Below are 24,604 nucleotides of genomic sequence, written 5' to 3'. Positions count from 1 at the left end.
AATACCTACTTAAAGTATAAAAAAACAGGCTTTCGCCTGCTATGGATAAACATATGAAAAATCGGAGAATTAATGGAATATTTTTGTTTGTTCATCCAAAAAGAGGATGGACATATAAAGAGTTAATAAATCTCGTATGTTATTTGGATTCAAATTTGTTAATCCTTCCGTTTTTTTCAACCGGTAATGTAATGTGTTGATGTGAATATGTAATTTTTTGGAAGTATTTTTTAACGAATAATTTTGCATAAATAATTCTTTTATTGTTTCTAAAAGCTCATGTTCAGATAATATCGAGCCAATGGTGCGGTTAATAAATTCCGCCTTTGTTTTTGGACTGAGTTCGCTAATTACCATTTCAAGCGTTAAGTCTTCATCAAAGATTAAATTTATTTTCCGGTTTGCAATTTTTAACGCTCTTTCTGCCTGTCGAAAGGAGTTTCGAACTTCGCCCGAATTTGCCAGTTGACCTACTCCTGTAAAGGTTTGGATGCCAAAATTTTTGTTTATAAACTGAATAAAATGGTTTAGTCTTTTTTCAATTTTAAGCCGGGAAGAATCGCTTGAGCAATCTAAGAGGAGAACAATTCTTTCATTTCCTGTACGGACAGCAACTTCTTTATTATTTTGATGAAACCAATTGAGAATAGAAGACCAAATATCTCTTGAAAGCGGAGAATTTAAACCTAAAAACTCAATTATCGCTACAGTCCGAGGAACATCCAGGTTAATGGATAATAGCTCGGCTCTATTATAAAAAGAACTGTCCCATTCTTTAGATTGAATCCAGTCCATCACAAATGATTCAAGTGCACGGGAATGCCAATCAAACTGTTCAAAATAATAATTTTCACTAATAAGCAGTTCCGTCATTTTACGGATAATTTCACCAAACATCGTTACCTTACCGGGTTCTCCGGTTATTCCGATTACCCCAATGACATCATTTTGAAAAAATATCGGAAAATTTATGCCGGCTTTAACCCCGACCAATTTCTTTTGATCATCTTGAGTGAAAATAAGCTTTTTCTTATTGCGTGAGGCAATCAATGCTCCTTCGTGGAAGGTCCCCACTCTTGAGTTGTCAGTACTTGCGATAATATTGCCGTCTGTATTAACCACGATAATATCCTCATCGATTAATTTTCTAACTTCCTTCACAATCTTTTCAGCAAGCTCAGGCAGTAACATGATTCCACCTCCGATTACTCTCTGCTCTTATTATATAAGAACTGCTTTTATCGGGCTATGAAGGATTTTTGATCACAGAAAAACCGGGTAATATTCCCGGTTTAATCACTTCCTTGACCGACATCTTTTGTCGGATGCATAAAAGGAGTAGCTTGAGGTTTTCTTTTACTTTCAAGCAACTCGCGGTTTTCAGTAGTATTCCAACCAATATCATTTGTCGGATGAACCCACTCATCTCCGGACATGATCGCCGGGTCGGTTTCATCCGACCATTTTTCTAATGGAGAATTTGAAGAGGCATAAAAGCTGTCACCAATCGTCACACCGTGTTTATTGACAAATGGAGGCTCAATTTTTATACCTGTACCTTTAAAGCTAGGTGTATTTATTTGATGTGGTAAGGTTTCGTTTACACTTATCGATTCTTGCTTTTGGTTACTATTATCCATATTGATTCACTCCTGTTTTTCTTTATTTTCTACCTGCTAAGCAAATTTATTTTAAGAAAAATAAGGAAACGAATGATTAAAGGGATTTTGTTGAAAAATAGGTGAGTAAGATAATTTAAGGGAGGAATAGATGATGGCAAAACGTAAAGCAGAATTTGATGCAGTTAAAAAGTATTCTAAAACCCCAGATAAAAATATACAGGAAAGTGAATTCTCAGCGGAATTTACCGATAATAATAATGCTATAAGGGGAGCAAACCGCAATTCGAAATTAGGAAAAAAAGGAAGAGGTTAATGGAACACCGCCGTAAATCGACCTCACTTATCCCTAATGAGGAATTTAGCATCGAATTTGGAGATGTGAATGGAATAAAACTTTACGACCTCCCATTAACATCACAAGGGAAAAAGAAAATAGATAAAAGTAAAAAAGAAAGCCGGCGATTATAGCTGGCTTTCTACATGATATTAAATGAAAAAATAAGTGTTTGTTCATTTTTTGGATCAAAATAGGCTAACAAGCAGGAAGGTTGTTTTTCAATCTTACCTGATTTTAAATATTTTGTAAGGTCAAATGTAAGCTCTTCAAGCATTGTATGTTTAAATAGATCTTTTTCATCAAGGCCAAGTTCCATAAATGACTTTCCTAACAATAAAGGATTTTCAGTGATTCGCTTGTATAATTGGACTCGTTTTTCTTTATCAAAGCTTACTTCCCACCAAGGCTTCCTCGGCTTGTATTTATGATTCCTTAAATAATCGTATTTCATCAATCCAATAATGAAATCCATGTCTTTGACTGTTTGTTTTTTGAGAAAGGAATACAGCCTGCGGTATAAATCTTCTAGCTGATGACCTATTCTTGACCAACCTTGCTCGTCCCAGTAAGAGCCGAATTGTTGGAAAAAATCAAATGGAGAGGCAAATACATTCGAAACTAAATATTCGACCGTTTGATCCATTCGATGATCATTCCAGTATTTTTCTAATACATCTTCTACCTGCTTGATTTTGACAATATCATTAAAGGAGAGAACATTATTCCCTAAAATTTCATATGGTGAATGATCCATAAAAATATATTGATGATCTGCAGCACGAAGACGTACACCGGTTCCACGCAGCATTTTTAAAAATCCTAATTGCAATTCCTCAGGGCGGAGTTCAAACACATCATTGAATGTTTTTCTAAAAGATGAGTAATCTTCTTCAGGTAGCCCCGCAATTAAATCGAGATGCTGGTCTATCTTTCTTCCTTCTTTTACCAATGTGACAGTTCTTGTTAGTTTTGCGAAATTTTGTTTCCGCATAACCAACTCGTTCGTGTAATCGTTGGTGGATTGTACCCCGATTTCAAAACGGAATAGTCCTTTTGGCGCTTCTTGATTTAAGAATTCAATTACCTCGGGTCGCATAATATCTGCAGTGATTTCAAATTGAAAGACGGTACCGGGTAAATGTTCATCAATTAGGAAGCGAAACATTTCCATTGCATAACTTCGGCTGATATTAAATGTCCTGTCCACAAACTTGATTGTTTTAGCACCTGAGGTCATTAAATAACGAATATCTTCTTTAATTTTCTCTCTGTCAAAATAACGGACCCCAACTTCAATTGACGACAGGCAAAATTGGCAGCTAAAAGGGCAGCCACGGCTTGTTTCAATATAAGTGACACGTTTACCCAAATGTGGAAGATCCTCAGGAAAGCGGTAGGGTGAAGGAAGATCCTTTAAATCAAGCTTATTTATTTGGGGTGTAATCATTACTTTGCCATTATTCCGATAAGCTAAACCAGGTACATTCCTATAATTATTGGTTGATTCGACTTCGGTAAGCAACTGCTTAAATGTTTGTTCACCTTCACCAATGACAATAAAATCGACATTCACAATTTTTTCCATCCATTCAGCTGTATCATAAGTAACCTCAGGTCCCCCTAATACAATTAAGATCGCCGGGTCAATTTTCTTTATCATATTAACAACCTTAATGGTTTCCTCGATATTCCAAATGTAACAACTGAAGCCAATAACGGTGGGCCTTTGTTGATAGAGATCCGTGACAATGTTCATGACGGGGTCTTTAATTGTATATTCTTTAATTTGTATTGTAAATTCAGGGAAAGCATATGCCCTTAAATAGCGAATAGCCAAGTTAGTATGAATGTACTTGGCGTTCAGGGTGGAACAAATGACGTTCATTAAAAAATCTCCTTAAAATAAAATGGAAAACAATATTTCATTATAACCTATTCTAGGCAAATAGAATAGGTATCAAACAATAGAATGTGCCTTCATGCAGGACGCCCCTTTGTTTTTTTGAGATTTTTTTGGTTTTCATGTTTAATATAGTAAAAAGATGTTTTTTATAGAATAAAGTAAAGTTTTGATGCACATCTTGCAGAAAAATGTATAATAAAGGTGCGTCAAAATGGACGATATGTTTGTTAGGGGCTGGAAAGATGGAATATAAAAAAATTAAACCGAAGAAAATCTATGAAGAGGTAGCTGAAGCTATCTATGAAATGATTCGGTCCGGTCAGTTAAAGCCTGGTGATAAACTTGATTCTGTTCAACAACTTGCTGAAAACTTTCAAGTTGGCCGTTCGGCGATCCGTGAAGCTTTAACTTCATTACGGGCGATTGGACTTATTGATATGAAGCAAGGGGAAGGTACCTATATAAAAGAATTTGAATCAGAGCAAATTACCTTTCCATTATCAACGGCAATCTTAATGAATAAAGATGATATAGCCCAACTTTTAGAGGTTCGTAAGATTATTGAATGCGGTACTGCAACAGTAGCAGCGAAAAAGAGAACGAATCAGCATCTAGCATTGATGGAGAGTGCTCTTGAAGAGATGAAGAGAGCACACGGTGATGAAGAGTTAGGGGAAAAAGCAGATTTACAATTCCATTTAGCCATAGCTGAAGCGGCACAAAACCAGCTTTTGATGAGCTTAATGAATCATGTTTCCGGTTTAATGGGAGAAACAATGAGAGAAACGAGGAAGGTTTGGCTTTTTTCAAAACAGACAACATTAGAACGTCTTTATGATGAGCATATGGCTATTTATCAAGCAATAAAGGATGAGGACGAAGAAAAAGCAAGGAATTTTATGCTTGTTCACCTCGAAAATGTAGAGTCAATCTTAAAAAAGTATTTTCAACATACCAATTTAGCTAAATAACTAAGATAGAAGAAAAACTGTGGTCTAAAATTCATGGGAACCGTAGTTTTTCTATTTAACTTAGAAATAAAATGTTTTTTATGAAAGCCCTTTCTATTCTGAGGGGTTTTATTGTAATATTGAGATATTAAAAATAGGTAACTAATTTTACACCAATCATCAGATGACCTGTTAACCAGATATGAGGTAAAATGAGATAATTGAGAGATTAATAAGAGAGGGAGAGAAATATGAAGGTTACTCTTTTTGCAACTTGTATAGTGGATATGTTTCAAAGCAATGTAGGTAAAGCAACTGTGGAATTACTTGAAAGACTTGGATGCGAAATCGATTTTCCGGAATCCCAGGTTTGTTGCGGACAGCCTGCATATAACAGCGGCTATGTGAAAGAGTCAAAAGAAGCGATGAAACGAATGATTGAGACGTTTAGTGATGCGGAATATGTTGTGTCTCCATCGGGTTCTTGTGCATATATGTTTCATGAATATCCTCATATTTTTAAAGGAGACCCTGTATGGGAATCTAAAGCAAAAAAACTGGCAGAAAAAACATTTGAGCTTACACAATTCATTGTGGATGTCCTAAAAGTAGAGGATGTCGGTGCCCGATTTGAAGGAACTGTTACTTACCATACATCCTGCCATATGACGAGATTGTTAGGGGTTAAAAAAGCTCCGGTGACTTTGTTGGAAAATGTACAAGGGCTAAAGTTTACTGAATTACCGGGGAAGGATCAATGCTGTGGATTCGGTGGAACTTTTTCAGTCAAAATGGCGCAAATCTCGGAGCAAATGGTTGATGAAAAAGTGCGTCACGTTGAAGAAACAGGTGCGGACTACTTAATTGGTGCAGATGCAGCCTGCTTAATGAATATCGGCGGGCGAATCGAAAGAAAAGGAAAGCCGATCAAAGTGATGCATATTGCAGAAGTTTTAAACAGCCGTTGATAAAAAAAATAGATACGTTGTCTCCGTTAGCTAATTACTAGAATTAGAGGAATAACCGGTTCTTAAATTATATTTTTAAAGGGTGGAGGAATAGTCGTATGTCAATGAAGATTGGCACGGATAAATTTAAAGTACGTGTTGATAAAGGAATTCATGATGGCTTTATGCGCGGTGCCGTTGCCGGTGCACAGGACGGAATGAGTATGAAAAGGCGAATCGCAACTGAAGAATTAGGAAACTGGGAAGACTGGCGTGCACATGGGGAAGAAATACGGCAGCATGTACTGCAGCATTTGGATTATTATTTGGAGCAATTAAGTGAGAATGTTGCTAAACGGGGTGGGCATGTATTTTTTGCTCAAACCAAGGAGGAAGCAAACGATTATATACGTGGAGTGGTACAAAAGAAAAATGCAAAGAAAATTGTAAAATCTAAATCAATGGTTACCGAGGAAATCAGCTTAAATGCCATGTTGGAGAAAGAAGGGTGTGAAGTCATTGAAACGGACCTTGGTGAATACATTCTTCAAATTGATGACCATGATCCGCCATCGCATATCGTTGTTCCCGCGCTTCATAAAAATAAAGAGCAAATTCATGATGTTTTTACAGAGAAAATTGGGTATACCAAAACATCAAAACCTGAGGAGCTGGCCTGGCATGCCCGTGAAACGCTTCGCAAGTCATACCTCACTGCTGATATTGGGATTACGGGGTGTAACTTTGCTGTTGCTGAAACAGGGTCTTTTAGTTTAGTTACAAACGAGGGAAATGCAGATTTAGTAACCGCACTTCCAAAAACGCAAATTACGGTTATGGGAATGGAAAGACTTGTTCCTACCTTTGAAGAAATGGAAGTCCTGGTCAGCTTATTAACAAGAAGTGCTGTCGGACAAAAGTTAACTAGCTATATTACCGTATTAACAGGACCACGTGAGGAATTGGATATTGATGGTCCGGAGGAATTCCATCTTGTGATTGTCGATAATGGGAGATCTAATATTCTTGGCGGAGAATTTCAATCCGTTTTGCAATGTATCCGTTGTGCGGCTTGTATAAATGCCTGCCCGGTGTATCGTCATGTTGGCGGACATTCTTATGGTTCCATTTATTCCGGACCGATTGGAGCGGTATTATCACCATTATTAGGCGGGTATAACGAATATAAAGAACTGCCCTATGCTTCTACACTTTGTGGTGCTTGCACAGAGGTTTGTCCGGTAAAAATACCGTTACATAACCTACTTCATAAACATCGTGAGATCATTGTTGAAAAAGAAGGCAAAGCACCAATTTCTGAAAAACTGGCAATGAAGGCTTTTGGCTTAGGTGCTGCTTCTCCTGCTCTATATAAATTAGGTTCAAAAATTGCACCAACAGCTATGAACCCATTCACTGTAGGGGACAAGATTTCCAAAGGGCCGGGACCTTTAAAAGCATGGACAGATATCCGTGATTTTCCGGCTCCGAATAAAGAGAGATTCAGGGATTGGTTTAACAACCGTGAAAAAGGAGGCAAATAATCATGGTAGGTACGATTCAAAATCGGGATAAATTTTTAAATCAAATTGCCAGCCGTCTTAACCGCCCGCGTATTTCCTCTCCCGTTGAACGGCCAAGCTGGAAATTTCAACCTCAATTTGAAGTGTTAAAAGATGCTTCACAGGACGAATTGTTGGAAGTATTGAAAGAACAATGTAGGAAGATCCATACAAACCTCTATATTACAGACAGTAAAGAATTACCCGCAATCCTAAGCGATATAGTTGCAAACTATGGCGGCGGCCCGGTTGTTACGTGGAAGGATGAGCGTTTTTCCCAATGGGGCCTCGATTACCTAATGAAAAAAGAGTGGCCGGATCAAAATATTGAAGTTTATGAGTGGGATTTCACATTAGGAGAACAAAACATTCGTAAAGCTGAACAGGCAAATGTAGGGCTAACCATTAGTGAAATTACCCTTGCTGAGTCCGGAACGGTTGTCCTTTTTAGTGATGAAAATAAAGGAAGAACGGTAAGCTTTTTGCCTGCAACTTCAATAGTGCTTATTCCCAAAAGCACACTAGTTCCGAGGATTACTCAAGCCGCAAAAAAAATGCGGGAAATTCATCAAAAGACCGGGCAGGTTGCATCCTGCATTAACTTTATAACCGGACCCAGTAATTCAGCAGATATTGAGCTAAACCTGGTTGTTGGTGTACACGGCCCTGTTAAAGCATCTTATATTGTTATAAATGATTTGTAAAAGGTCTGCCTCTTTTTTGGAGGCAGATCTTTATTTTTGGGAGGAGAAAACTAACTGTTTTATTACAGATTTTTTGCTGTTATATAATTAAGGAAGCGTAAAAAAGCTATATAAAATAAAGGATTTTTTAGAAAAAAATAATGTGTTATAAAATTTTTTTCTCTATGTTTGACTTTTATCACAGCATTATAAAAATGGTTGCCCTACAATAACTTTGGGGAAGTTATTTTTTTATGTTTTTTTAGAAGGTGTTTACACCTTTCTTATATTGGGAGGGAGAATATGTCAATCTTACCAAAGAAAAATGAACTGGGATTTTTTGAAATCCGTTTAGAATCAATTGGGGGGCTGGGTGCTAACCTTGCCGGAAAGATGTTGGCGGAAGCTGGAGTTTTAAGCCTCGGACTAAAAGGATCTAATTTTTCATCCTATGGCTCTGAAAAAAAAGGATCACCTGTAAAAAGCTTCATCCGTTTTTGTGAACCGAAGGTGGAAATTAGAGATCATAGTCCTATTGAACAACCGCATATTGTAGGCGTTTTCCATGAAGCACTATACAGAACAGTCGATGTTGTAAGCGGATTGAATGCAGATGGTATCGTTTTGGTAAATACTTCGAGAGATTTTGATGATGTGAAAAAAGATTTACAATTAGAATATGGTACGCTTGCGATTGTTGATGCCTTAACGATCGCTGTTGAGGAAAAAACAAAAGTAAATACAGCAATGCTTGGTGCGTTATATCGAATTTGTGAATTTCTCGATCCTGAGTCAATGAGAGATGTTATCCGAAAAACTTTTACAAAGAAATATCCACATCTGGTTGAACCAAATATTCGTACATTTGATCGCGGATATAATGAAGTCCAATTTAAAACCTATGAAGTACCTGTTGGTGCTGAAGGTAAAAGTTTCACACGGCCACTGCCACAGCTCGGGTTTTTGACTCAGGAAATAGGTGGAGTCATGACTGCCCAAGCGAATAGTATCTTAAAAGATTTAAGCGGTTCTAGACAAGGATTCCTGCCTGAGTACCAACAAGAAAAATGTATTCACTGTGCAGCGTGCGATAACGTTTGTCCGGATTTTTGTTTTGTTTGGGAAGAAGGAGAAGATAAGCGCGGCAGAAAACAGATGTTTCTTAAAGGTATTGATTACCAATATTGCAAAGGCTGCTTAAAATGTGTGGAAGCATGTCCAACCGATGCACTTGGTGATCTTCGCGAAATGATTGGTTATGCTGATGAAAACCGTGTGAAGCAAAACTTTCCTTATATAGCAGGAGGTAGTTTCTAATGTCAATTTTAGAAGAAAAATTAACAGCCCAAAGCATAGCCGAACAGATTTCTACCTTTGAGTCCGGAAATGAAATGGCTGCCATGGCTGCAGCACAAATAAATTATCATATCATGGGATATTTCCCAATTACACCTTCAACAGAAGTAGCACAATTTTTAGATCAAATGAAAACACGCGGCGAACATGATATTAAGCTTATTCCTGCAGATGGCGAGCACGGTTCAGCCGGTATTTGCTATGGTGCAGCTGCAACGGGTGCACGTGTGTTTAATGCAACGAGTGCCAATGGTTTATTATATATGATTGAACAGCTTCCTGTTCAATCAGGAACACGTTTCCCAATGGTCATGAATCTCGTTACTCGTGCGGTTAGTGGCCCACTTGATATCAGGGGAGACCATTCCGATCTTTATTATGCATTGAATACTGGCTGGGTTATTTTAACAGCTAAAACTCCTCAAGCTGTGTATGATATGAACATCATGGCACTTAAAATTGCTGAACACTCAAAAGTTCGCTTACCGGTTATTGTTGCCTATGATGGGTTCTTTACCTCACATCAAAAACGGAGAGTAGAATTCTTCAAGGACCGTAACGTTGTTCAGCAATTTGTTGGAGAATGTCCAACTGATTATAATTTTGCAAGAGATCCGAAAAAACCGGTTACCATCGGTGCTCATATGAGTGGAGATGATTTCCATAACAACCATTTTCAGCAATCTGAAGCGATGTATAATGCCGGTGAGGTCTTCAGAGAAGTTGCAGCGGAATATGCGAAGATTTCCGGAAGAGAATATCCGGTTCTCGATTTATATAAAATGGAAGATGCTGAAGTAGCTTTATTCCTATTAAACTCTGCAGCCGAATCTGCTAAAGATGTTGTCGATCAGCTCCGTGAAAAAGGGATCAAAGCCGGTGTTATCAGTCCTAATATTATCCGTCCATTCCCGGCGGATAAAATACGCGAGGCACTTAAAAATGTTAAAGCATTATTAGTTGGAGAACGTGCGGATTCCTATGGTGCAAATGGTCCAAATTTAACCCATGAAGTGAAATCTGCCCTGCAGGATGACCGCGGGAATCAAACAATCGTATTAAGCCGTGTATTTGGCCTTGGCGGAAAAGATTTCTATGCAAGTGATGCACAAAGCTTCTTTGAAATGGCGATTGATGCAATGGAAAAAGGCTACGCTGAAAAGCCATTTGATTACTATGGTCATGTTCCCGGTAACCCGGAAAAAATCCTTAAACCTGTCATATTACCACAGCATGGAGATGTATTTAAGTCAGGTTTAATTGATGTGAAAATGGATGAAGAAACCAATAAATTAAAGGTGAAAATTCCACCGCTTCGTGCGCTGACTTCAAAACCGAAACGTATTGCATCAGGGCACGGTGCATGTCCTGGATGCGGAATTTTTGCAGGACTTGAATTATTCTTTAAAGGAATTGAAGGAGATATTGTTACTCTATTCCAAACAGGCTGTGCATATGTAACAACCACGTCCTATCCAAACACTTCACATAAGCAAACGATGATGCACAACCTGTTCCAGAACGGTGCAGCTACATTATCAGGTACAGTCGAGGCATTCATGGAATTAAAACGACGTGGTGAAATTCAAGTTTCTGAGGATGCAACGTTTGTCATGATTACAGGTGATGGCGGTATGGACATCGGTATGGGCTCAGCAATTGGAACTGCCCTTCGTGGACATAAGTTGATCATGCTTGAATATGATAATGAAGGTTACATGAATACCGGTTCGCAAATGTCTTATTCAACACCAATCGGTCATATGACTAGCACATCGGGTGTAGGTAAAAAACAACGCGGAAAAGCATTCCATCATAAGGATACAGCTCAAATCATGGCTGCAACGAATATTCCTTATGTATTTACAGGTTCGGAGGCCTTTCCACAAGATTTGATTAAAAAAGGTGCTAAAGCACAGTGGTATGCGCAAAATGTAGGAACCGTTTATGGAAAAATCTTAATTACCTGTCCATTAAACTGGAAATCTGATGACCGTTACGGTACAACTATCGTTGAAGCAGCAGTAAATTCTTGCTTCTTCCCGCTTTATGAAGTGGAACAAGGGATTACAACGATTACTTATAATCCGGAAGAGAAAAACAAGCGTATTCCTTTAAGCGATTGGTTAACGTATATGGGGAAAACCAAACACCTCCTAAAAGATGAAAACAAACCATTGTTAGAAGAGTTTGAAGCGGAAGTAGAAAAAAGGTGGCAGCGACTTAAAGCTAAAGATGAAAATCCAATGTTATAATTTAAAACGCAAAGCGGGATTTCACGCTTTGCGTTTTTTATGGTTGGAAAAGGCTATTTTCGCATAGATTGTTGTTTTTCGTATAAGTTTATCAACCGGTACAATTAGAAGCTTCGTGTCATCTTTTCGTAAGAACATTTGCGAAAATTGCCTAGAAACTTAGTAAATGAACTTTATTAAGCTTCAAAAGCAACAAAGTTTACGAAAAGAGCCTTGGAAAAAGACTTATACATTAAACGTTTAAAGTACTTCTCTAATTGTGGAGAGGAACGATGTAAGGTTAGCTATTTCATTTCGTTGTTTAATAAGGATTTTCCCCAGTTCTAATGCTTTACGTTTCGCATTTAAACGAATTCCTTCATTCTCGATGCTATCCAAATCAGCTACATGTGCCAGCCCGACAGTTCTTCTAATCAACTCACAGCCTGCAAAGCCAAGGGAATCTTCAAAATATTTTGTTAATAAATGAGAAAGAAATTTCTTAGATTTCGAAAGTTCTTCTTTGTTTTCTGTTTCCCAGAGCTGAATAAACTGTCCTTCAAAAACCTTCCATACTGTTTCAATATGATATAGAAAAATGTCACGGTTTACATTGTTTACGATCACTTGAAAAAGTAGATTCGCTACTACTTGACCGATATCAAAACCGGCAGGGCCGTAGAAGGCAAATTCGGGATCAATTACTTTTGTTCCCGATTCATCCGCAAAAATACTTCCTGTATGCAGATCACCGTGTAGGAGCACTTCAGTTTCGGTTAAAAAGCTTTTTTTCAATACAGAAACATGAAATTTCAGTTCATCATCATTCCAAATAGCTTCAACATCTTTCTGTAAACCAGATTCAAAATCGTTCGTTTCAGCATTGAAATATGGATCTGTGAAAATAAGGTCTTCGGTAATTTTGCAAAGCTCAGGGTTGATAAACTTTTGAACCTGTTCTTTTTTTTCAGACGGGCCAAGAGCATAATCTGATGTGTAGAATAATGTCTTAGCCAGATACACACCAAGATGTTTTGCAATTAACGGATAGGTATTTCCGTTGATGAAGCCTCTTCTTGCAATGGTAAGATGGGAGAGGTCTTCCATAACGGTAACCGCTAGCAAATCGTCAGTGTAATAAACGATTGGAACGTATTCAGAAGCAATATGCCCAAATACCTTTAAAGCATCTGCTTCAATTTTCGCTCTTTTAACTGTTAATGGCCAGCTTTCCCCGACGACTTTTGCATAAGGAAGTGCTTGCTTAATAATAATGCTTTTTCTTTTGTTTTGATCCACAATATGAAAAACCAGGTTGAGATTTCCATCGCCAATTTCTCTGCAGGATAAATTTGCATGTTTATCAAATAGGTTTAATTCAGTTGCCAGCTGTATAGCAGTAGCTTCAGTCAATGGCTGGTAAAATTCTTGTTTTAGTAGACTCATATTAACTTCCTCCTAATTTTTGGAGGCTTTGTCGTATTTTCAACACAACAAAGCCTCTTTCTCATCTGAAAGAGGCTCCGAAGACAATAATACTTCGCACCTCTTATCTCTCAGAAAGGATAACTTTCTGTTGGAATTAGCACCGTGCCTTAAAGGGGAACCCCCCGGCGCTATTTACTGCGCCCCATTTCGCAATGGTATTATGGTCGGTTGCTGGGCTTCAAAGGGCCAAATCCCTCAGCCAGCTCATGATAAGAGAAAAAATATATTTCAATGTATTTAATCTGCTGAAAATGATATCAGCAGATTATTAATTTTGTCAATATTTTTTGAAAATTATTTATAGTATTCCGGTTTTCGATCCTCAAAGATTGGGATCTGTTGTCGAATTTCCTTTACATGATCTAAATCTATCTCTGCTGTTAGGATTTCCTCGCTTTCGCCGGCTTCTGCAACCACTTCACCCCATGGGTCTATAATCATGGAGTGCCCGGCAAATTGGTTATTAGGGTCATGACCTGAGCGATTACAAGCGATAACAAAACACTGATTTTCAATTGCCCTGGCAATCAGTAATGCCCGCCAGTGGGAAAGACGGGGGGCTGGCCATTCAGCAACTACAAATAATGCTTCCGCCCCTTGTACAGTATGGGATCGGATCCATTCAGGAAATCTTATATCATAGCAAATGACTCCTGCAAACCGTCGTTCTTCCAGTTCAAATAGCCCTTTTTCTGTACCCGGTTCCAGATACAAATGCTCATCCATAAGTTTAAAAAGATGAAGTTTACTATATTGGTGAACGAGCTTTCCATTTTTGTTTATAATCAGCAGGGTGTTTTTTACACCCGTTTCTCCTCGATTTGCTACGGATCCCCCGACAAAATGAACCTGATATTTTTGAGCTGCTTGTTTAAGGAAATCTATCGTTTTAGCAGCGTTTTTGTCAGCAATTGCGTCAAGTCGTGTTAAGTCATACCCGGTAGTCCACAACTCGGGTAGAACAATAATGTCAGGATTATCACTGCTTACTTTTTGAATTAGCTTTTCAATTGATTGATAGTTTACAGAAGGATCGCCAAAGGCAATATCCAATTGCAGACAGGAAATTTTTAATTTCAAGAATTTTCACCCCATTTGGAAATTCGGAATTTTTACTTTACATGCTGATATAAAAGTTATATCATTTGTGATTAGAATTTCAATACTAAAATGAAATCCATAAGCAGGTGAGAACGATGAAGCAATTTCCACCCTCAGAATTATTAAACAGTCTTCCGAAGCAATTTTTTGCTTCACTTGTTAAAAAAGTAGGGCAATTTATTGAGCAAGGACATGATGTAATTAATTTGGGTCAAGGCAATCCGGATCAGCCTACTCCCAATCATATTGTTGCAAAGCTGCAAGATGCCGCATTAAATCCGGTAAATCATAAATATTCGCCATTTCAAGGGTACCCCTATTTAAAAAAGGCTGTTGAGGATTTTTATCTTCGTGAGTATGGGGTATCCATTAATCCTGATAAAGAAGTAGCGATTTTGTTTGGAGGAAAAGCCGGGTTAGTGGAAATTCCTCAATGCCTATTGAACCCTGGCGACACGATCCTTGTTCCAGACCCGGGCTATCCCGATTATTGGTCCGGGGTTGCGCTTGCTAAAGCTGAAATGGTTACAATGCCGCTAAAAGAAGAAAAAGAATTCTTACCGGATTATAATGAACTTTCTCAAGAAGAGTTATCTAAAGCAAAATTAATGTTCCTCAATTATCCGAATAATCCAACAGGGGCTACGGCTACCAGAGAGTTTTTTGAAGACACTGTCGCGCTTGCACGGGAAAATGATGTGTGTGTTATCCATGATTTTGCCTATGGAGCTATTGGTTTTGACGGTAATAAACCGCTAAGCTTTCTGCAAATTGATGGTGCTAAAGAAGTTGGAATCGAGATCTATACTCTATCAAAAACGTACAATATGGCAGGATGGCGTGTTGGTTTTGCGGTAGGTAATGAAAGTGTTATAGCTGCCATTGAGCTGTTACAGGATCACCTTTATGTAAGCATATTTGGAGCTGTTCAGGAAGCTGCTGCAGCTGCATTATTAGGACCACAGGATTGTGTTAGGGAATTAAATGAGCTTTATGAACGGAGACGAAACATCTTGATTGACGGACTCCGTACGATTGGTTGGGATGTTAAGGCACCAAAAGGATCATTTTTTGCATGGTTAAAGGTTCCTAATGGTCTTACATCTGAGGAATTTGCCGACATTCTTCTTGAACAAGCACATATCATGGTTGCACCGGGAATTGGCTTCGGTGAATTCGGAGAAGGTTTTGTTCGGGTGGGTTTATTGACATCTGAGAAACGGTTAAGTGAAGCTATCGAAAGAATGAGTTCATTAGAAATTTTCAAAAAATAGTTGACGGAATATTCTTTTTTTGGGATAATTCAAAATAAAGTTAAATATATTGTTAAAGTGAATATATACGATGTTTTCTTATCAAGAGCAGGCGGAGGGACCAGCCCGATGAAGCCCGGCAACCGACTTAACCTAATGTTAAGCACGGTGCTAATTCTTGCAGCGAAAGGCTGAAAGATGAGAAGATGTTAGTTTGTAATGCTAACCTCTTCCTGTCGAAGAGGTTTTTTTCGCTATTTAGAAACTATTCCATAAATTCTAAAAACGCATAAGTGCAACTACGCCTCTGTCTTCGCCCTTTTGGGCTTGCCAGTCGGCGAGTTTTCTTTATGTTTTATTTGAAAGGAAGTTGATTAAGAATGTCTGAATTAATTGCCACATATCTTATACACGACGAAAAAAATCCAGACAAAAAAGCGGAGGAAATTGCTTTAGGATTAACTGTAGGGTCTTGGACCAATTTGCCCGAACTGGAACAAAACCAATTACGAAAGCATAAAGGAAGAGTCGTTTCAATCGAAGTGCTTTCAGAAAAAGAAAATCAAGCGATTATTACCATCGCATACCCTACCATAAATTTTTCAACCGATTTACCCGCGATTCTAACGACTGTTTTTGGAAAACTTTCATTGGATGGAAAAATAAAATTGCTTGATTTACAGTTTGATCAGGAATTAAAAAAATGTTTCCCTGGACCAAGATACGGTATTGACGGTCTGCGAAGAAAACTGGGGGTTTATGACAGACCGCTTTTAATGAGTATTTTTAAAGGAGTACTCGGTAAGGATTTAGGATTCCTAGTAGAGCAGCTTAAACAGCAAGCATACGGTGGCGTTGATTTTGTTAAGGATGATGAAATACTTTTTGAAAATGAACTTACACCGTTTGAAAACCGAATTGTTGAGGGGAACAAGGTCCTCCAAGAAGTTTACAATCAGACAGGACATCGAACGTTGTATGCTGTGAATCTTACCGGCAGAACCTCCAAACTAAAAGAAAAAGCTCGAAAGGCTGTGGAGCTTGGTGCAGACCTTCTATTATTCAATGTATTTTCATATGGCCTGGATGTTTTGCAGGAATTAAGAGAAGACGATGAAATTGCCATACCTTTAATGGCACATCCTGCTGTAAGCGGGGCATTAACCTCTTCGTCCCATTATGGTATATCATCTTCATTATTGCTCGGAAAGCTCCTTCGGTATTCCGGCGCTGATTTGTCACTTTTCCCGTCACCTTATGGAACAGTTGCTTTAGAAAAGGACAAGGCGTTGTCGATTGCTAATGAGCTAACAAGGAAAGATTCCTTTAAACAGGCGTTTCCTGTTCCTTCTGCGGGAATTCATCCCGGCTTGGTTCCATTATTAATACGTGATTTTGGAATTGATTCTGTCATTAACGCCGGCGGGGGTGTACATGGACATCCTGATGGTGCCCGTGGCGGAGGTCTTGCATTCAGGCAAGCGATTGAAGCCAATTTACAAGGGAAAACATTAGCGGAGGCTGCTGAGAGCGACTCAGAGCTTAATAAAGCACTTCAATTATGGGGAAGTGCCGAGGTAAACGTAAAATGACAAAACCAGTGATTTATTGTGATTTTGATGGAACAATTACGGAAAGTGACAATATTATCGCCATCATGAAAAAATTTGCTCCTTCAGGGTGGGAAATGATAAAGGATCAAATCCTCACACAGCAGGTTTCCGTCAGTGAAGGAGTTGGAAAATTATTTTCGTTAATACCAAGTAATTTAAAAACAGAGGTTACTAATTTTGCGATTAAAAACGCAAAGATTCGGTCCGGTTTTAAAGAATTTGTTGAATTTACTCGTTCGGAGAAAATTCCCTTCTATATTGTAAGCGGTGGAATTGATTTTTTTGTTTATCCGATTCTGGAAGACTATGGACCATTTGATGGCATCTTTTGCAATAGATCCGATTTTTCTCAAAACGAAATAAAAATTCTATGGCCCTATGAATGTGATTCATTGTGCAGAAATGGTTGTGGCTGCTGTAAACCAAGTATCATTCGAAAATTGGAAAATCGTGATGAAAACTTCAAAATTGTTATTGGTGACTCTGTTACCGATCTTGAAGCAGCAAAACAAGCAGATTTTGTCCTTGCTCGTGATCTGCTTCAAGAAAAATGCGAAGAATGGGGAATTTCTCATCAAGGATTTAGCACTTTTTATGATTGTATTGAAGCGGTAAAAAAGAGAATTGAGGTGAATGAGCTAAAATGCTAATGGAAAAATGGAAAGAATTGGCTGATGTGAAGGAAGAGCTTGCAGAGCGAGATTGGTTCATGGGAACAAGCGGTAATCTTGCGATTAAAGTAAGTGATCATCCACTGCAATTTTTAGTTACTGCCAGTGGAAAGGATAAACGGAAGCGTACAAACGATGACTTTTTACTTGTCGATGAATTCGGCCGTCCTGTTAAGGAGAATCATTTAAGGCCTTCAGCTGAAACTTTGCTGCATGTTGAAATTTATCGGAAAACCAATGCCGGCTGCAGTCTTCATGTCCATACAATCGACAATAATGTCATTTCTGAAGTTTATGGCGACAATGGCGAGGTCACATTTCAAGGTCAGGAGCTAATTAAGGCATTTGATATGTGGGAAGAAGACGCGGTTTTAAAGATACCGATTATTCGTAACTACGCACATATTCCGACGCTGTCACAGGCCTTTTCAGAGCATGTGACAAGTGATTCAGGTGCCGTTTTGATTAGAAATCATGGAATCACTGTTTGGGGTAGAACCGCCTTTGAGGCTAAAAAAATCCTCGAGGCTTCTGAATTCTTATTCCGTTATCAATTACGCCTTTTGGAACATAAACCATATCAATTGTTTAAAGTAGTTTAATTTAAAATAGAGGGGATGAGTATTAATGGCTTATATTACATTTCAAATTAGAGATGAGCAAATTCAAGGGAAAGAGGAAGTTGCAAGCTTCTTGGAAACCCAAGAGGTAATTTACGAAAACTGGGATATTTCCAAGCTTCCGGATTCATTAGTCGAAAAATATTTATTATCAGACGAAGAAAAAGGAGAAATTTTAAATGTCTTTGCAAAGGAAATAGCTGAAATTTCTGCAAGAAGAGGCTACCAAGCACAAGATGTAATCTCTTTATCTGAAAATACAGCAAACCTTGATGTCCTGTTAACTAACTTTAAACAAGAGCACCACCATACAGATGATGAGGTCCGGTTCATTGTAAGCGGGCACGGGGTTTTTGTCATTCAAGGTATAGATGGCGAGTTTTTCGAAGTTCATTTAAACCCGGGCGATTTAATTTCTGTTCCTGAAAATACCAGGCACTACTTTACACTTGAGGAAGACCGGAAAGTAGTAGCTGTACGCATTTTTGTTACGAGCGAGGGTTGGGTACCAATTTACGAAAAACAAGAAGTAACCCAATAAGAAAAAAACCTGGCTGCAGAATATACGAGCCAGGTTTTTTAGTTTTATTATATAGTATGAAAAAAATAATTGTCCATTTAAGAGTTAAAAAACCCCAGTCAGCTTTAGTTAAACACCACTTATTTCCTACGTTGAATTTATCTGCATATTTAGACAGTAACTGTGATTTTTATCATTGTTTATATCCCAATATTTCATATAGTTATAGTAGTACTATTTTAATTTTAGGCTCTGTTAGCCTTGTCTGTTGATTTCCGCTCCAGGCACTCGCTTTCCGCGGGCGGTCGGGAGCCTCCTCGGCGCTTTGCGGACGCCACTGAAAAAGTCCTTTTCTGCTAATAATGAGATTTCCTGCCAACTAAAATCCCAAAAAATTGCGTTTTTCACCATCAAAGTAGGGAGAGGAAAATGGTTTTCATCGATTTTTCAGTCAATAGTGGGGATGGTTTTTTCAGGGAATCACCTATTGCAAAATATCTTGGACTTTTTCAGTGGCCTCGCTTTGCGCCTGCGGGGTCTCCCTTGACCTGCTTTTCCCGCAGGAGTCTCGCGCCTTCCGCTCCAATCAACATAGTGAGCAAAATCAACAATGAGCTTTAACATAGCCTAATTTTATTATCACATCAAGAAGAATTTACATATTTTTATTGCTACTAGGACCTGCATCTATTTCAATGATTGGTTGTCCGATTCACCTAAAAAAAATTTAAGAAACAAAAAAAGAAGCTTTGTTTTGTACGATGCTTGTGTTGCGATTTAAATACCGTAATAAAAAGCATTTTATAAACCATAGAAGGCAAACGCTTTCAACATTCTTAGATTATATGGAGGAGGGAAAGTCCTACATGCACATTGTCGTATGTGTCAAACAAGTACCCGATACAAAAATTATTAAAATTAATCCTAAAACAAACACATTAGACCGCCGCAGTGCTCCAGCCATTTTAAATCCTTACGATGCCCATGCAGTTCAAACTGCCGTAAGTATTAAAGAAAAAACAGGCGGTACTATTTCCGTTTTGTCAATGGGACCGCCTCAGGCAACAGCAGTTATTAAAAAGAGTATTGAAATTGGTGCAGATAGAGGGTATTTGATTTCTGACCGAGCTTTTGCCGGTGCAGATACACTCGCTACAAGCTATGCCTTATCTAAAGCATTGGAGAGAATTGGTAAAGATATTCCGGTTGATATGGTTATTTGCGGAAAACATGCCATTGATGGGGATACAGGCCAGGTTGGACCCGGTATTGCAAGAAGGATGGATATTCCCCCTGTAACGAATGTAATTGAAGTATCTGAAGTGAATTTGAATGAAAGAACTGTTTTAATTAAGCGGAAATTAACCAGCGGATATGAATTAATTCAAGCAGAAATGCCATGTCTGTTGACAGTTGAAAAGGAAATCAATCACATTGAGTATTCACCGATGCCAAATATGATCAGAGCAGCTAGATATGAACCAATTATTTGGGCAGTAAGTGATCTTGATAATGTAGACCGAGCGCAGCTTGGGCTAAAAGGTTCACCAACAATTGTAGGAAAAATGTTTACTCCTCCAAGACCCGAAGGCGGCAAAAAACTCGAAGGTTCTTCTAATGAGCAAGTAAAACAGCTCATGGAAGTCTTAATGGAGAAAAAAGATCTGTTCACCATCCAATCAGCGAAATAAAATAACGAAACTTTTGTCGCAGGGAGGCGTTTACATGAAACTGGACGAATACCGTGGAGTCTGGATATTCATCGAACAAAATGACGGTAAAATTGAAGGGGTTTCACTAGAATTATTGGGTGCAGGAAGGAAACTTGCAGATAAATTACAAGTCCCGTTATCAGGATTTTTACTTGGCTCTGGAATTAAAGGATTAGCGGGCCAAGTCATTTCATATGGTGCTGATCAAGTCTACATGATTGACCATCAGGTTTTGAAACAATATCGGACAGAATCATATATGAAGGGTGTTATGCTGTTAGCAGAAAAATATAAGCCGGAGATTATCCTTTACGGGGCAACACCAAACGGAAAAGATTTAGCGAGTGCCGTTGCTACCGATTTAAATACAGGCTTAACAGCAGATACAACCATGCTTGATGTGGATCTGGATAATAGATTACTGGAAGCAAGCCGTCCCGCATTCGGTGGGAACATTATGGCAACGATTCTTTGTAAAAAGCACCGTCCGCAGATGGCAACAGTCAGGCCAAAAGTAATGAAGGCATTAGCTCCTGACGCTGGCAGAGCCGGAAAAATTATCGAAGAAAAAATATCACTGCAAGAAGAAGAAATGCGGACAAAAGTACTACAGATTGTGAATGATGTCACAAAGAAGGCTAATTTGGCGGATGCCCATGTGATTGTCTGTGGTGGAAAAGGTATGGGGGATATTCAAAACTTCCAGATTCTTAATGACCTTGCAGAGACCATCGGTGCAAGTGTTGGCGGAACACGTGATGTTGTTGAAGCAGGCTGGCTGCCGCACGAACTTCAAATTGGTCAAACCGGTGAAACGGTCACTCCAAAGATTTATTTTGCCATCGCCTTATCAGGAGCAATACAGCACGTCGTTGGCATGAAAAATTCCGATTTAATCATCGCCATCAATAAGGATCCGAATGCACCAATATTTGATGTTGCTACATATGGGATTGTAGGAGATGCTATGGAAATCGTACCAAAACTAATTGAACAATTTAAACAGATCCGAAATGAAAAAGGCGGTGAAATAAGTTATGCCTGAAAAATTTGATGTCATTGTTGTGGGAGCAGGCCCGGCAGGTGCGGCATGTGCATTCACATGCGCAAAGAACGGATTAAATGTCTTACTTATTGAAAGAGGAGAGTATCCGGGAAGTAAAAACGTAATGGGTGGTGTTTTATACCGAAAGCAGATGGAAGATTTAATTCCGGAGTTTTGGAAGGAAGCACCGCTCGAAAGACCTGTTATTGAACAGCGTTTTTGGATGATGGATAAAGAATCAGTCGTGCAATTCGGCTACAAAGGGCTGGAATGGGGAGTTGAACCCTATAACAACTTTACCGTATTAAGGGCGCAATTTGACCAATGGTTTGCCCAAAAAGCAGTTGAAGCGGGAGCTCTTCTTATTAATGAAACCGTGGTGAAAGAATGTATTGTAGAGAATGGTAAGGTAGTAGGTATCCGAACAGATCGTCCTGATGGGGAAGTATATGCAGATGTAGTGGTTCTTGCTGACGGCGTAAATTCACTGCTTTCAAAGCAGCTGGGATTCCATAAAGAACAGCGTCCTGACGAAGTGGCATTAACAGTTATGGAAGTTATCAATTTGCCAAAAGAAAAAATAAATGATCGCTTTAACTTAGAAGATAACCAGGGCTGTACGATTGAAATTTTCGGTGATTCAACTAAGGGTAATCTAGGAACAGCGTTTCTATATACAAATAAGGATAGCTTAAATATTGGTGTAGGAACTACACTTTCGAGCATGATCAAGGCGAAATTGAAACCATATGATCTTCTGGACTATCTGAAGAATCATCCATTGGTAAAACCAATGCTTGCTGGTGGGGAGTCAGCAGAGTATCTTGCACACCTAATTCCTGAGGGTGGATTCCGTTCTGTTCCAAAAGTTGCCGGAAATGGTGTTATCGTAATTGGCGATGCGGCACAGCTTGTAAATGCCATCCATCGTGAAGGCTCGAACATGGCAATGGCATCCGGTAAAATGGCTGCAGAGGCTGTGGTTAAAGCCAAAAGCCGAAATGATTTCAGTGAATCAAGTTTAAATAGTTACCGAGAAGCTCTTTATAAAAGTTTTATCATAAAAGATTTAGAGAAATACAAAGACGCTGCTCATACATTTGAGAAATATCCACAATATTTTAATGACTATGTACCGATGATGAACAAAGCAGCAAGTAAATTCTTTACTGTAGATGGAACGCCGAAACGTGACAAACAAAAAGAAATTATGAAAAGTGTAACAGCTGAAAGAGGAACGATTCGAGCATTACAAGATATTTATCGTGCTTGGAAGGCGGTGAAATAATGTCCACAACAACTTTAGAAGAAAAACAGTATCTTCTTCGGTTTAAGTGTGATACAAAATCTCATTTGACCGTACTCAACCATGACGTTTGTATGACAAAATGTCCTGATAAAATTTGTACAGTATTTTGCCCTGCAGAAGTTTACAAGTGGGAAGGTAACCGTATGCAGGTAGGCTATGAAGGCTGCCATGAATGCGGAAGCTGCCGCATTGGTTGTCCTTATCAAAATATTAAATGGGAATATCCAAAAGGCGGTCATGGAATCGTGTTCAGATTAGCATAGGGATAAATAGCTGTTTTTGCGGATATCTGTGACCAATCCGTGACCAATTTGAATATTAATTTGAACATGTATTTCAACGATTTTTAACTAAATACGTGACCGATTGTGACCACAATACATTTCTGTAAAGGTCTCCTAAAATAAAACCAGTTTAATTAGCTGGTTTATTTTTTTTAGATAGGGTTTATATGGGTTGCTATGTTAGGTAACGCGTTTGTAAATCCTTAAGTACGCTAAAGAAATAGATTAAAAAACCCATATTATATATCTTAGGATGCGTAAAGGGCTTTTCGTTCAGCAATTGTTCATTTTACAATGATTTAACTATGTATTTCTTTATGAGCAAACAAATAACCAAGATTAATGGAATGATAAGTTGAAGTGGGATGTGGAGATAAAGCGGAACAACTTTTAATCCGATAAACAAGTGTTGGATAATGTTTTTCGATAATGTAAAAGTAAATAAAAAAGTTAGAACCGCCGCAACCATTATTCGTCGATTCGGCTTAGTCTTCGGAAACATGTGGGCAAGAATCATGAGCCCGCCGTACATAAATATTGAAATTTTAACAAATCCGCCGATAAGGTTGAGGATGACCGCAAAAGTTTCTATGTGCGGCAAAAATTCTAAGACGCTGGTCAGTTCCAAAGCCTTTACAAATGGAAATACATACATGTTGACTGTTTCAGAATTTAACAAGCCCAGTATCATTTCTCCGGCTAGCAGCAGGAGCAATCCTGTTGTACACAAAGAAATCCAACCGTATTTGCGCAAGGATTTTTTATCGTTTACATACGGAAATAGCATCGTAAATACGATGAGCTCGCCATACGGAAAGGTCAAACCGGTTGGGAAAACGGAAGAGAGTACATGCTTCCAGCTAGTCCTGAATACGGGTGTTAAATGGCTGAGTTCAAAATAAGGAGATATGTATCCGAAAACCATGAGAATCAAAATAATAACGCCTGTAAACACACATAAAATCAGTGAACTTCTTGCCATAGCTTCGATACCAAGAAAACAACCATACGACACCACCAGAAGAAGCGTGAAAGATATAATCACAAAGGGTATATTGTTAAAAAGCACTTGTCCGACGAAAAGAGAGAAATCTTTTAACACTCTTCCTGCAATGTATAAAAAGTATAGACAATAAATAAATCCAAGTAGTTTGGATATCCATTTTCCAAATCCCAGTTCTAAAATTTCGATCAAATTACCCCATTTTCCAATTGAGTGAAGCAGGATATAAAAATAAAAAATCCCCACTCCAAAACCTAACGACAACAAGATCGTGATCCAAACATCTTGTTTCGTATCGAAGTTCCATCCTACGACAATAGCGCTTCCTAGCAAAAAATTGATCATTAAGGAAAATATTTCAATTGGCGCTAATCTGATCATCATCCCATCG

At 38.5% G+C, this 24,604-nt stretch carries 23 protein-coding genes and 2 riboswitches; of the genes, 17 read left to right on the top strand and 6 right to left on the bottom strand.

Going from position 1 to position 24,604, the window contains the following annotated elements; all coding sequences use genetic code 11:
* Positions 1 to 69: 69 nt before the first annotated feature.
* Positions 70 to 1,191 (bottom strand): CdaR family transcriptional regulator, encoded by a 1,122-nt coding sequence (locus AC3ANV_RS21475; RefSeq protein ID WP_488310690.1) that lies wholly within the window; start codon positions 1,189 to 1,191, stop codon positions 70 to 72.
* A 101-nt stretch (positions 1,192 to 1,292) separates the two neighbouring features.
* Positions 1,293 to 1,640, bottom strand: a complete 348-nt coding sequence (locus AC3ANV_RS21470; RefSeq protein WP_488310689.1) for a DUF3905 domain-containing protein — start codon at positions 1,638 to 1,640, stop codon at positions 1,293 to 1,295.
* Positions 1,641 to 1,773: 133 nt separating this feature from the next.
* Here AC3ANV_RS21470 and AC3ANV_RS21465 point away from each other — a divergent pair, with 133 nt between their 5' ends.
* Complete coding sequence (locus tag AC3ANV_RS21465; protein WP_488314295.1) at positions 1,774 to 1,935, top strand: hypothetical protein; 162 nt, start codon at positions 1,774 to 1,776, stop codon at positions 1,933 to 1,935.
* Complete coding sequence (locus AC3ANV_RS21460) at positions 1,935 to 2,090, top strand: hypothetical protein (RefSeq protein WP_488310688.1); 156 nt, start codon at positions 1,935 to 1,937, stop codon at positions 2,088 to 2,090. The genes AC3ANV_RS21465 and AC3ANV_RS21460 overlap by 1 nt, the downstream gene beginning before the upstream one ends.
* A gap of 8 nt (positions 2,091 to 2,098) precedes the next feature.
* Here AC3ANV_RS21460 and AC3ANV_RS21455 read toward each other — a convergent pair whose 3' ends face one another.
* Entirely contained in the window at positions 2,099 to 3,844 is a 1,746-nt protein-coding gene (locus tag AC3ANV_RS21455) for a B12-binding domain-containing radical SAM protein (protein WP_488310687.1), read from the bottom strand.
* 260 nt (positions 3,845 to 4,104) lie between these two features.
* On the opposite strand from AC3ANV_RS21455, the gene AC3ANV_RS21450 reads away from it, so the two are divergent.
* The 6 genes from AC3ANV_RS21450 to AC3ANV_RS21425 all read left to right on the top strand — a co-directional run bounded on the left by AC3ANV_RS21450 (position 4,105) and on the right by AC3ANV_RS21425 (position 11,615).
* On the top strand, positions 4,105 to 4,833 hold the full coding sequence (locus tag AC3ANV_RS21450) for a FadR/GntR family transcriptional regulator (RefSeq protein WP_488310686.1): 729 nt from the start codon (positions 4,105 to 4,107) through the stop codon (positions 4,831 to 4,833).
* 230 nt (positions 4,834 to 5,063) lie between these two features.
* Complete coding sequence (locus AC3ANV_RS21445; RefSeq protein ID WP_488310685.1) at positions 5,064 to 5,780, top strand: (Fe-S)-binding protein; 717 nt, start codon at positions 5,064 to 5,066, stop codon at positions 5,778 to 5,780.
* Positions 5,781 to 5,878: 98 nt separating this feature from the next.
* Positions 5,879 to 7,303, top strand: coding sequence for a LutB/LldF family L-lactate oxidation iron-sulfur protein (locus AC3ANV_RS21440; protein WP_488310684.1), 1,425 nt, complete (start codon positions 5,879 to 5,881; stop codon positions 7,301 to 7,303).
* A gap of 2 nt (positions 7,304 to 7,305) precedes the next feature.
* Positions 7,306 to 8,025 (top strand): LutC/YkgG family protein, encoded by a 720-nt coding sequence (locus AC3ANV_RS21435; RefSeq protein WP_488310683.1) that lies wholly within the window; start codon positions 7,306 to 7,308, stop codon positions 8,023 to 8,025.
* Positions 8,026 to 8,307: 282 nt separating this feature from the next.
* Positions 8,308 to 9,321, top strand: a complete 1,014-nt coding sequence (locus AC3ANV_RS21430; RefSeq protein ID WP_488310682.1) for a 2-oxoacid:acceptor oxidoreductase family protein — start codon at positions 8,308 to 8,310, stop codon at positions 9,319 to 9,321.
* A complete protein-coding gene (locus AC3ANV_RS21425) occupies positions 9,321 to 11,615 on the top strand; it encodes a thiamine pyrophosphate-dependent enzyme (RefSeq protein WP_488310681.1) in 2,295 nt (764 codons plus the stop codon). The genes AC3ANV_RS21430 and AC3ANV_RS21425 overlap by 1 nt, the downstream gene beginning before the upstream one ends.
* Positions 11,616 to 11,855: 240 nt before the next feature.
* Here the strand turns inward: AC3ANV_RS21425 and mtnK are convergent, their stop codons facing one another.
* Entirely contained in the window at positions 11,856 to 13,040 is a 1,185-nt protein-coding gene (gene mtnK, locus AC3ANV_RS21420; RefSeq protein ID WP_488310680.1) for an S-methyl-5-thioribose kinase, read from the bottom strand.
* Positions 13,041 to 13,140: 100 nt separating this feature from the next.
* Positions 13,141 to 13,298, bottom strand: a riboswitch (SAM riboswitch).
* 78 nt (positions 13,299 to 13,376) lie between these two features.
* Positions 13,377 to 14,162 (bottom strand): carbon-nitrogen family hydrolase, encoded by a 786-nt coding sequence (locus AC3ANV_RS21415; protein ID WP_488310679.1) that lies wholly within the window; start codon positions 14,160 to 14,162, stop codon positions 13,377 to 13,379.
* Positions 14,163 to 14,278: 116 nt separating this feature from the next.
* Between AC3ANV_RS21415 and AC3ANV_RS21410 the strand changes: the two genes are divergently transcribed.
* From AC3ANV_RS21410 to AC3ANV_RS21370, 9 genes are all read left to right on the top strand, one after another.
* Positions 14,279 to 15,457 carry an aminotransferase class I/II-fold pyridoxal phosphate-dependent enzyme gene (locus AC3ANV_RS21410; RefSeq protein ID WP_488310678.1) on the top strand — a complete coding sequence of 393 codons (1,179 nt, stop codon included), beginning with the start codon at positions 14,279 to 14,281 and terminating at the stop codon, positions 15,455 to 15,457.
* Between the two features lie 75 nt (positions 15,458 to 15,532).
* Positions 15,533 to 15,641: riboswitch (SAM riboswitch) on the top strand.
* A gap of 175 nt (positions 15,642 to 15,816) precedes the next feature.
* Positions 15,817 to 17,028: a 2,3-diketo-5-methylthiopentyl-1-phosphate enolase gene (gene mtnW, locus AC3ANV_RS21405; protein WP_488310677.1), complete on the top strand. Its 1,212-nt coding sequence runs from the start codon at positions 15,817 to 15,819 to the stop codon at positions 17,026 to 17,028.
* Positions 17,025 to 17,699: a 2-hydroxy-3-keto-5-methylthiopentenyl-1-phosphate phosphatase gene (locus AC3ANV_RS21400; RefSeq protein WP_488310676.1), complete on the top strand. Its 675-nt coding sequence runs from the start codon at positions 17,025 to 17,027 to the stop codon at positions 17,697 to 17,699. The genes mtnW and AC3ANV_RS21400 overlap by 4 nt, the downstream gene beginning before the upstream one ends.
* The gene (locus tag AC3ANV_RS21395; RefSeq protein WP_488310675.1) at positions 17,693 to 18,322 is read left to right on the top strand and encodes a methylthioribulose 1-phosphate dehydratase; all 630 of its coding nucleotides are present in this window, start codon (positions 17,693 to 17,695) and stop codon (positions 18,320 to 18,322) included. The genes AC3ANV_RS21400 and AC3ANV_RS21395 overlap by 7 nt, the downstream gene beginning before the upstream one ends.
* Positions 18,323 to 18,347: 25 nt before the next feature.
* The gene (locus AC3ANV_RS21390; protein ID WP_488310674.1) at positions 18,348 to 18,881 is read left to right on the top strand and encodes a 1,2-dihydroxy-3-keto-5-methylthiopentene dioxygenase; all 534 of its coding nucleotides are present in this window, start codon (positions 18,348 to 18,350) and stop codon (positions 18,879 to 18,881) included.
* A gap of 845 nt (positions 18,882 to 19,726) precedes the next feature.
* Entirely contained in the window at positions 19,727 to 20,551 is an 825-nt protein-coding gene (locus AC3ANV_RS21385; protein WP_488310673.1) for an electron transfer flavoprotein subunit beta/FixA family protein, read from the top strand.
* A gap of 34 nt (positions 20,552 to 20,585) precedes the next feature.
* Entirely contained in the window at positions 20,586 to 21,617 is a 1,032-nt protein-coding gene (locus tag AC3ANV_RS21380) for an electron transfer flavoprotein subunit alpha/FixB family protein (protein WP_488310672.1), read from the top strand.
* Positions 21,610 to 22,905 (top strand): FAD-dependent oxidoreductase, encoded by a 1,296-nt coding sequence (locus AC3ANV_RS21375; RefSeq protein WP_488310671.1) that lies wholly within the window; start codon positions 21,610 to 21,612, stop codon positions 22,903 to 22,905. Before AC3ANV_RS21380 ends, AC3ANV_RS21375 begins: the two co-directional genes overlap by 8 nt.
* Positions 22,905 to 23,189, top strand: a complete 285-nt coding sequence (locus AC3ANV_RS21370; protein WP_488310670.1) for a ferredoxin family protein — start codon at positions 22,905 to 22,907, stop codon at positions 23,187 to 23,189. Before AC3ANV_RS21375 ends, AC3ANV_RS21370 begins: the two co-directional genes overlap by 1 nt.
* Positions 23,190 to 23,499: 310 nt before the next feature.
* Here AC3ANV_RS21370 and AC3ANV_RS21365 read toward each other — a convergent pair whose 3' ends face one another.
* Entirely contained in the window at positions 23,500 to 24,597 is a 1,098-nt protein-coding gene (locus AC3ANV_RS21365; protein WP_488310669.1) for a GerAB/ArcD/ProY family transporter, read from the bottom strand.
* Between the last annotated feature and the right edge of the window lie 7 nt (positions 24,598 to 24,604).

The sequence above is a fragment of the Neobacillus sp. DFD-2R genome (assembly GCF_057747865.1).
This window is presented reverse-complemented; position numbering and strand designations above follow the sequence as displayed.

What these genes read in the sequence shown, in the direction of transcription:
- AC3ANV_RS21475 (WP_488310690.1), bottom strand. Translation starts at nt 1,191, where the DNA reads ATGTTACTGCCTGAGCTTGCTGAAAAGATTGTGAAGGAAGTTAGAAAA.
- AC3ANV_RS21470 (WP_488310689.1), bottom strand. Translation starts at nt 1,640, where the DNA reads ATGGATAATAGTAACCAAAAGCAAGAATCGATAAGTGTAAACGAAACC.
- AC3ANV_RS21465 (WP_488314295.1), top strand. Translation starts at nt 1,774, where the DNA reads ATGGCAAAACGTAAAGCAGAATTTGATGCAGTTAAAAAGTATTCTAAA.
- AC3ANV_RS21460 (WP_488310688.1), top strand. Translation starts at nt 1,935, where the DNA reads ATGGAACACCGCCGTAAATCGACCTCACTTATCCCTAATGAGGAATTT.
- AC3ANV_RS21455 (WP_488310687.1), bottom strand. Translation starts at nt 3,844, where the DNA reads ATGAACGTCATTTGTTCCACCCTGAACGCCAAGTACATTCATACTAAC.
- AC3ANV_RS21450 (WP_488310686.1), top strand. Translation starts at nt 4,105, where the DNA reads ATGGAATATAAAAAAATTAAACCGAAGAAAATCTATGAAGAGGTAGCT.
- AC3ANV_RS21445 (WP_488310685.1), top strand. Translation starts at nt 5,064, where the DNA reads ATGAAGGTTACTCTTTTTGCAACTTGTATAGTGGATATGTTTCAAAGC.
- AC3ANV_RS21440 (WP_488310684.1), top strand. Translation starts at nt 5,879, where the DNA reads ATGTCAATGAAGATTGGCACGGATAAATTTAAAGTACGTGTTGATAAA.
- AC3ANV_RS21435 (WP_488310683.1), top strand. Translation starts at nt 7,306, where the DNA reads ATGGTAGGTACGATTCAAAATCGGGATAAATTTTTAAATCAAATTGCC.
- AC3ANV_RS21430 (WP_488310682.1), top strand. Translation starts at nt 8,308, where the DNA reads ATGTCAATCTTACCAAAGAAAAATGAACTGGGATTTTTTGAAATCCGT.
- AC3ANV_RS21425 (WP_488310681.1), top strand. Translation starts at nt 9,321, where the DNA reads ATGTCAATTTTAGAAGAAAAATTAACAGCCCAAAGCATAGCCGAACAG.
- mtnK (WP_488310680.1), bottom strand. Translation starts at nt 13,040, where the DNA reads ATGAGTCTACTAAAACAAGAATTTTACCAGCCATTGACTGAAGCTACT.
- AC3ANV_RS21410 (WP_488310678.1), top strand. Translation starts at nt 14,279, where the DNA reads ATGAAGCAATTTCCACCCTCAGAATTATTAAACAGTCTTCCGAAGCAA.
- mtnW (WP_488310677.1), top strand. Translation starts at nt 15,817, where the DNA reads ATGTCTGAATTAATTGCCACATATCTTATACACGACGAAAAAAATCCA.
- AC3ANV_RS21400 (WP_488310676.1), top strand. Translation starts at nt 17,025, where the DNA reads ATGACAAAACCAGTGATTTATTGTGATTTTGATGGAACAATTACGGAA.
- AC3ANV_RS21395 (WP_488310675.1), top strand. Translation starts at nt 17,693, where the DNA reads ATGCTAATGGAAAAATGGAAAGAATTGGCTGATGTGAAGGAAGAGCTT.
- AC3ANV_RS21390 (WP_488310674.1), top strand. Translation starts at nt 18,348, where the DNA reads ATGGCTTATATTACATTTCAAATTAGAGATGAGCAAATTCAAGGGAAA.
- AC3ANV_RS21385 (WP_488310673.1), top strand. Translation starts at nt 19,727, where the DNA reads ATGCACATTGTCGTATGTGTCAAACAAGTACCCGATACAAAAATTATT.
- AC3ANV_RS21380 (WP_488310672.1), top strand. Translation starts at nt 20,586, where the DNA reads ATGAAACTGGACGAATACCGTGGAGTCTGGATATTCATCGAACAAAAT.
- AC3ANV_RS21375 (WP_488310671.1), top strand. Translation starts at nt 21,610, where the DNA reads ATGCCTGAAAAATTTGATGTCATTGTTGTGGGAGCAGGCCCGGCAGGT.
- AC3ANV_RS21370 (WP_488310670.1), top strand. Translation starts at nt 22,905, where the DNA reads ATGTCCACAACAACTTTAGAAGAAAAACAGTATCTTCTTCGGTTTAAG.
- AC3ANV_RS21365 (WP_488310669.1), bottom strand. Translation starts at nt 24,597, where the DNA reads ATGATGATCAGATTAGCGCCAATTGAAATATTTTCCTTAATGATCAAT.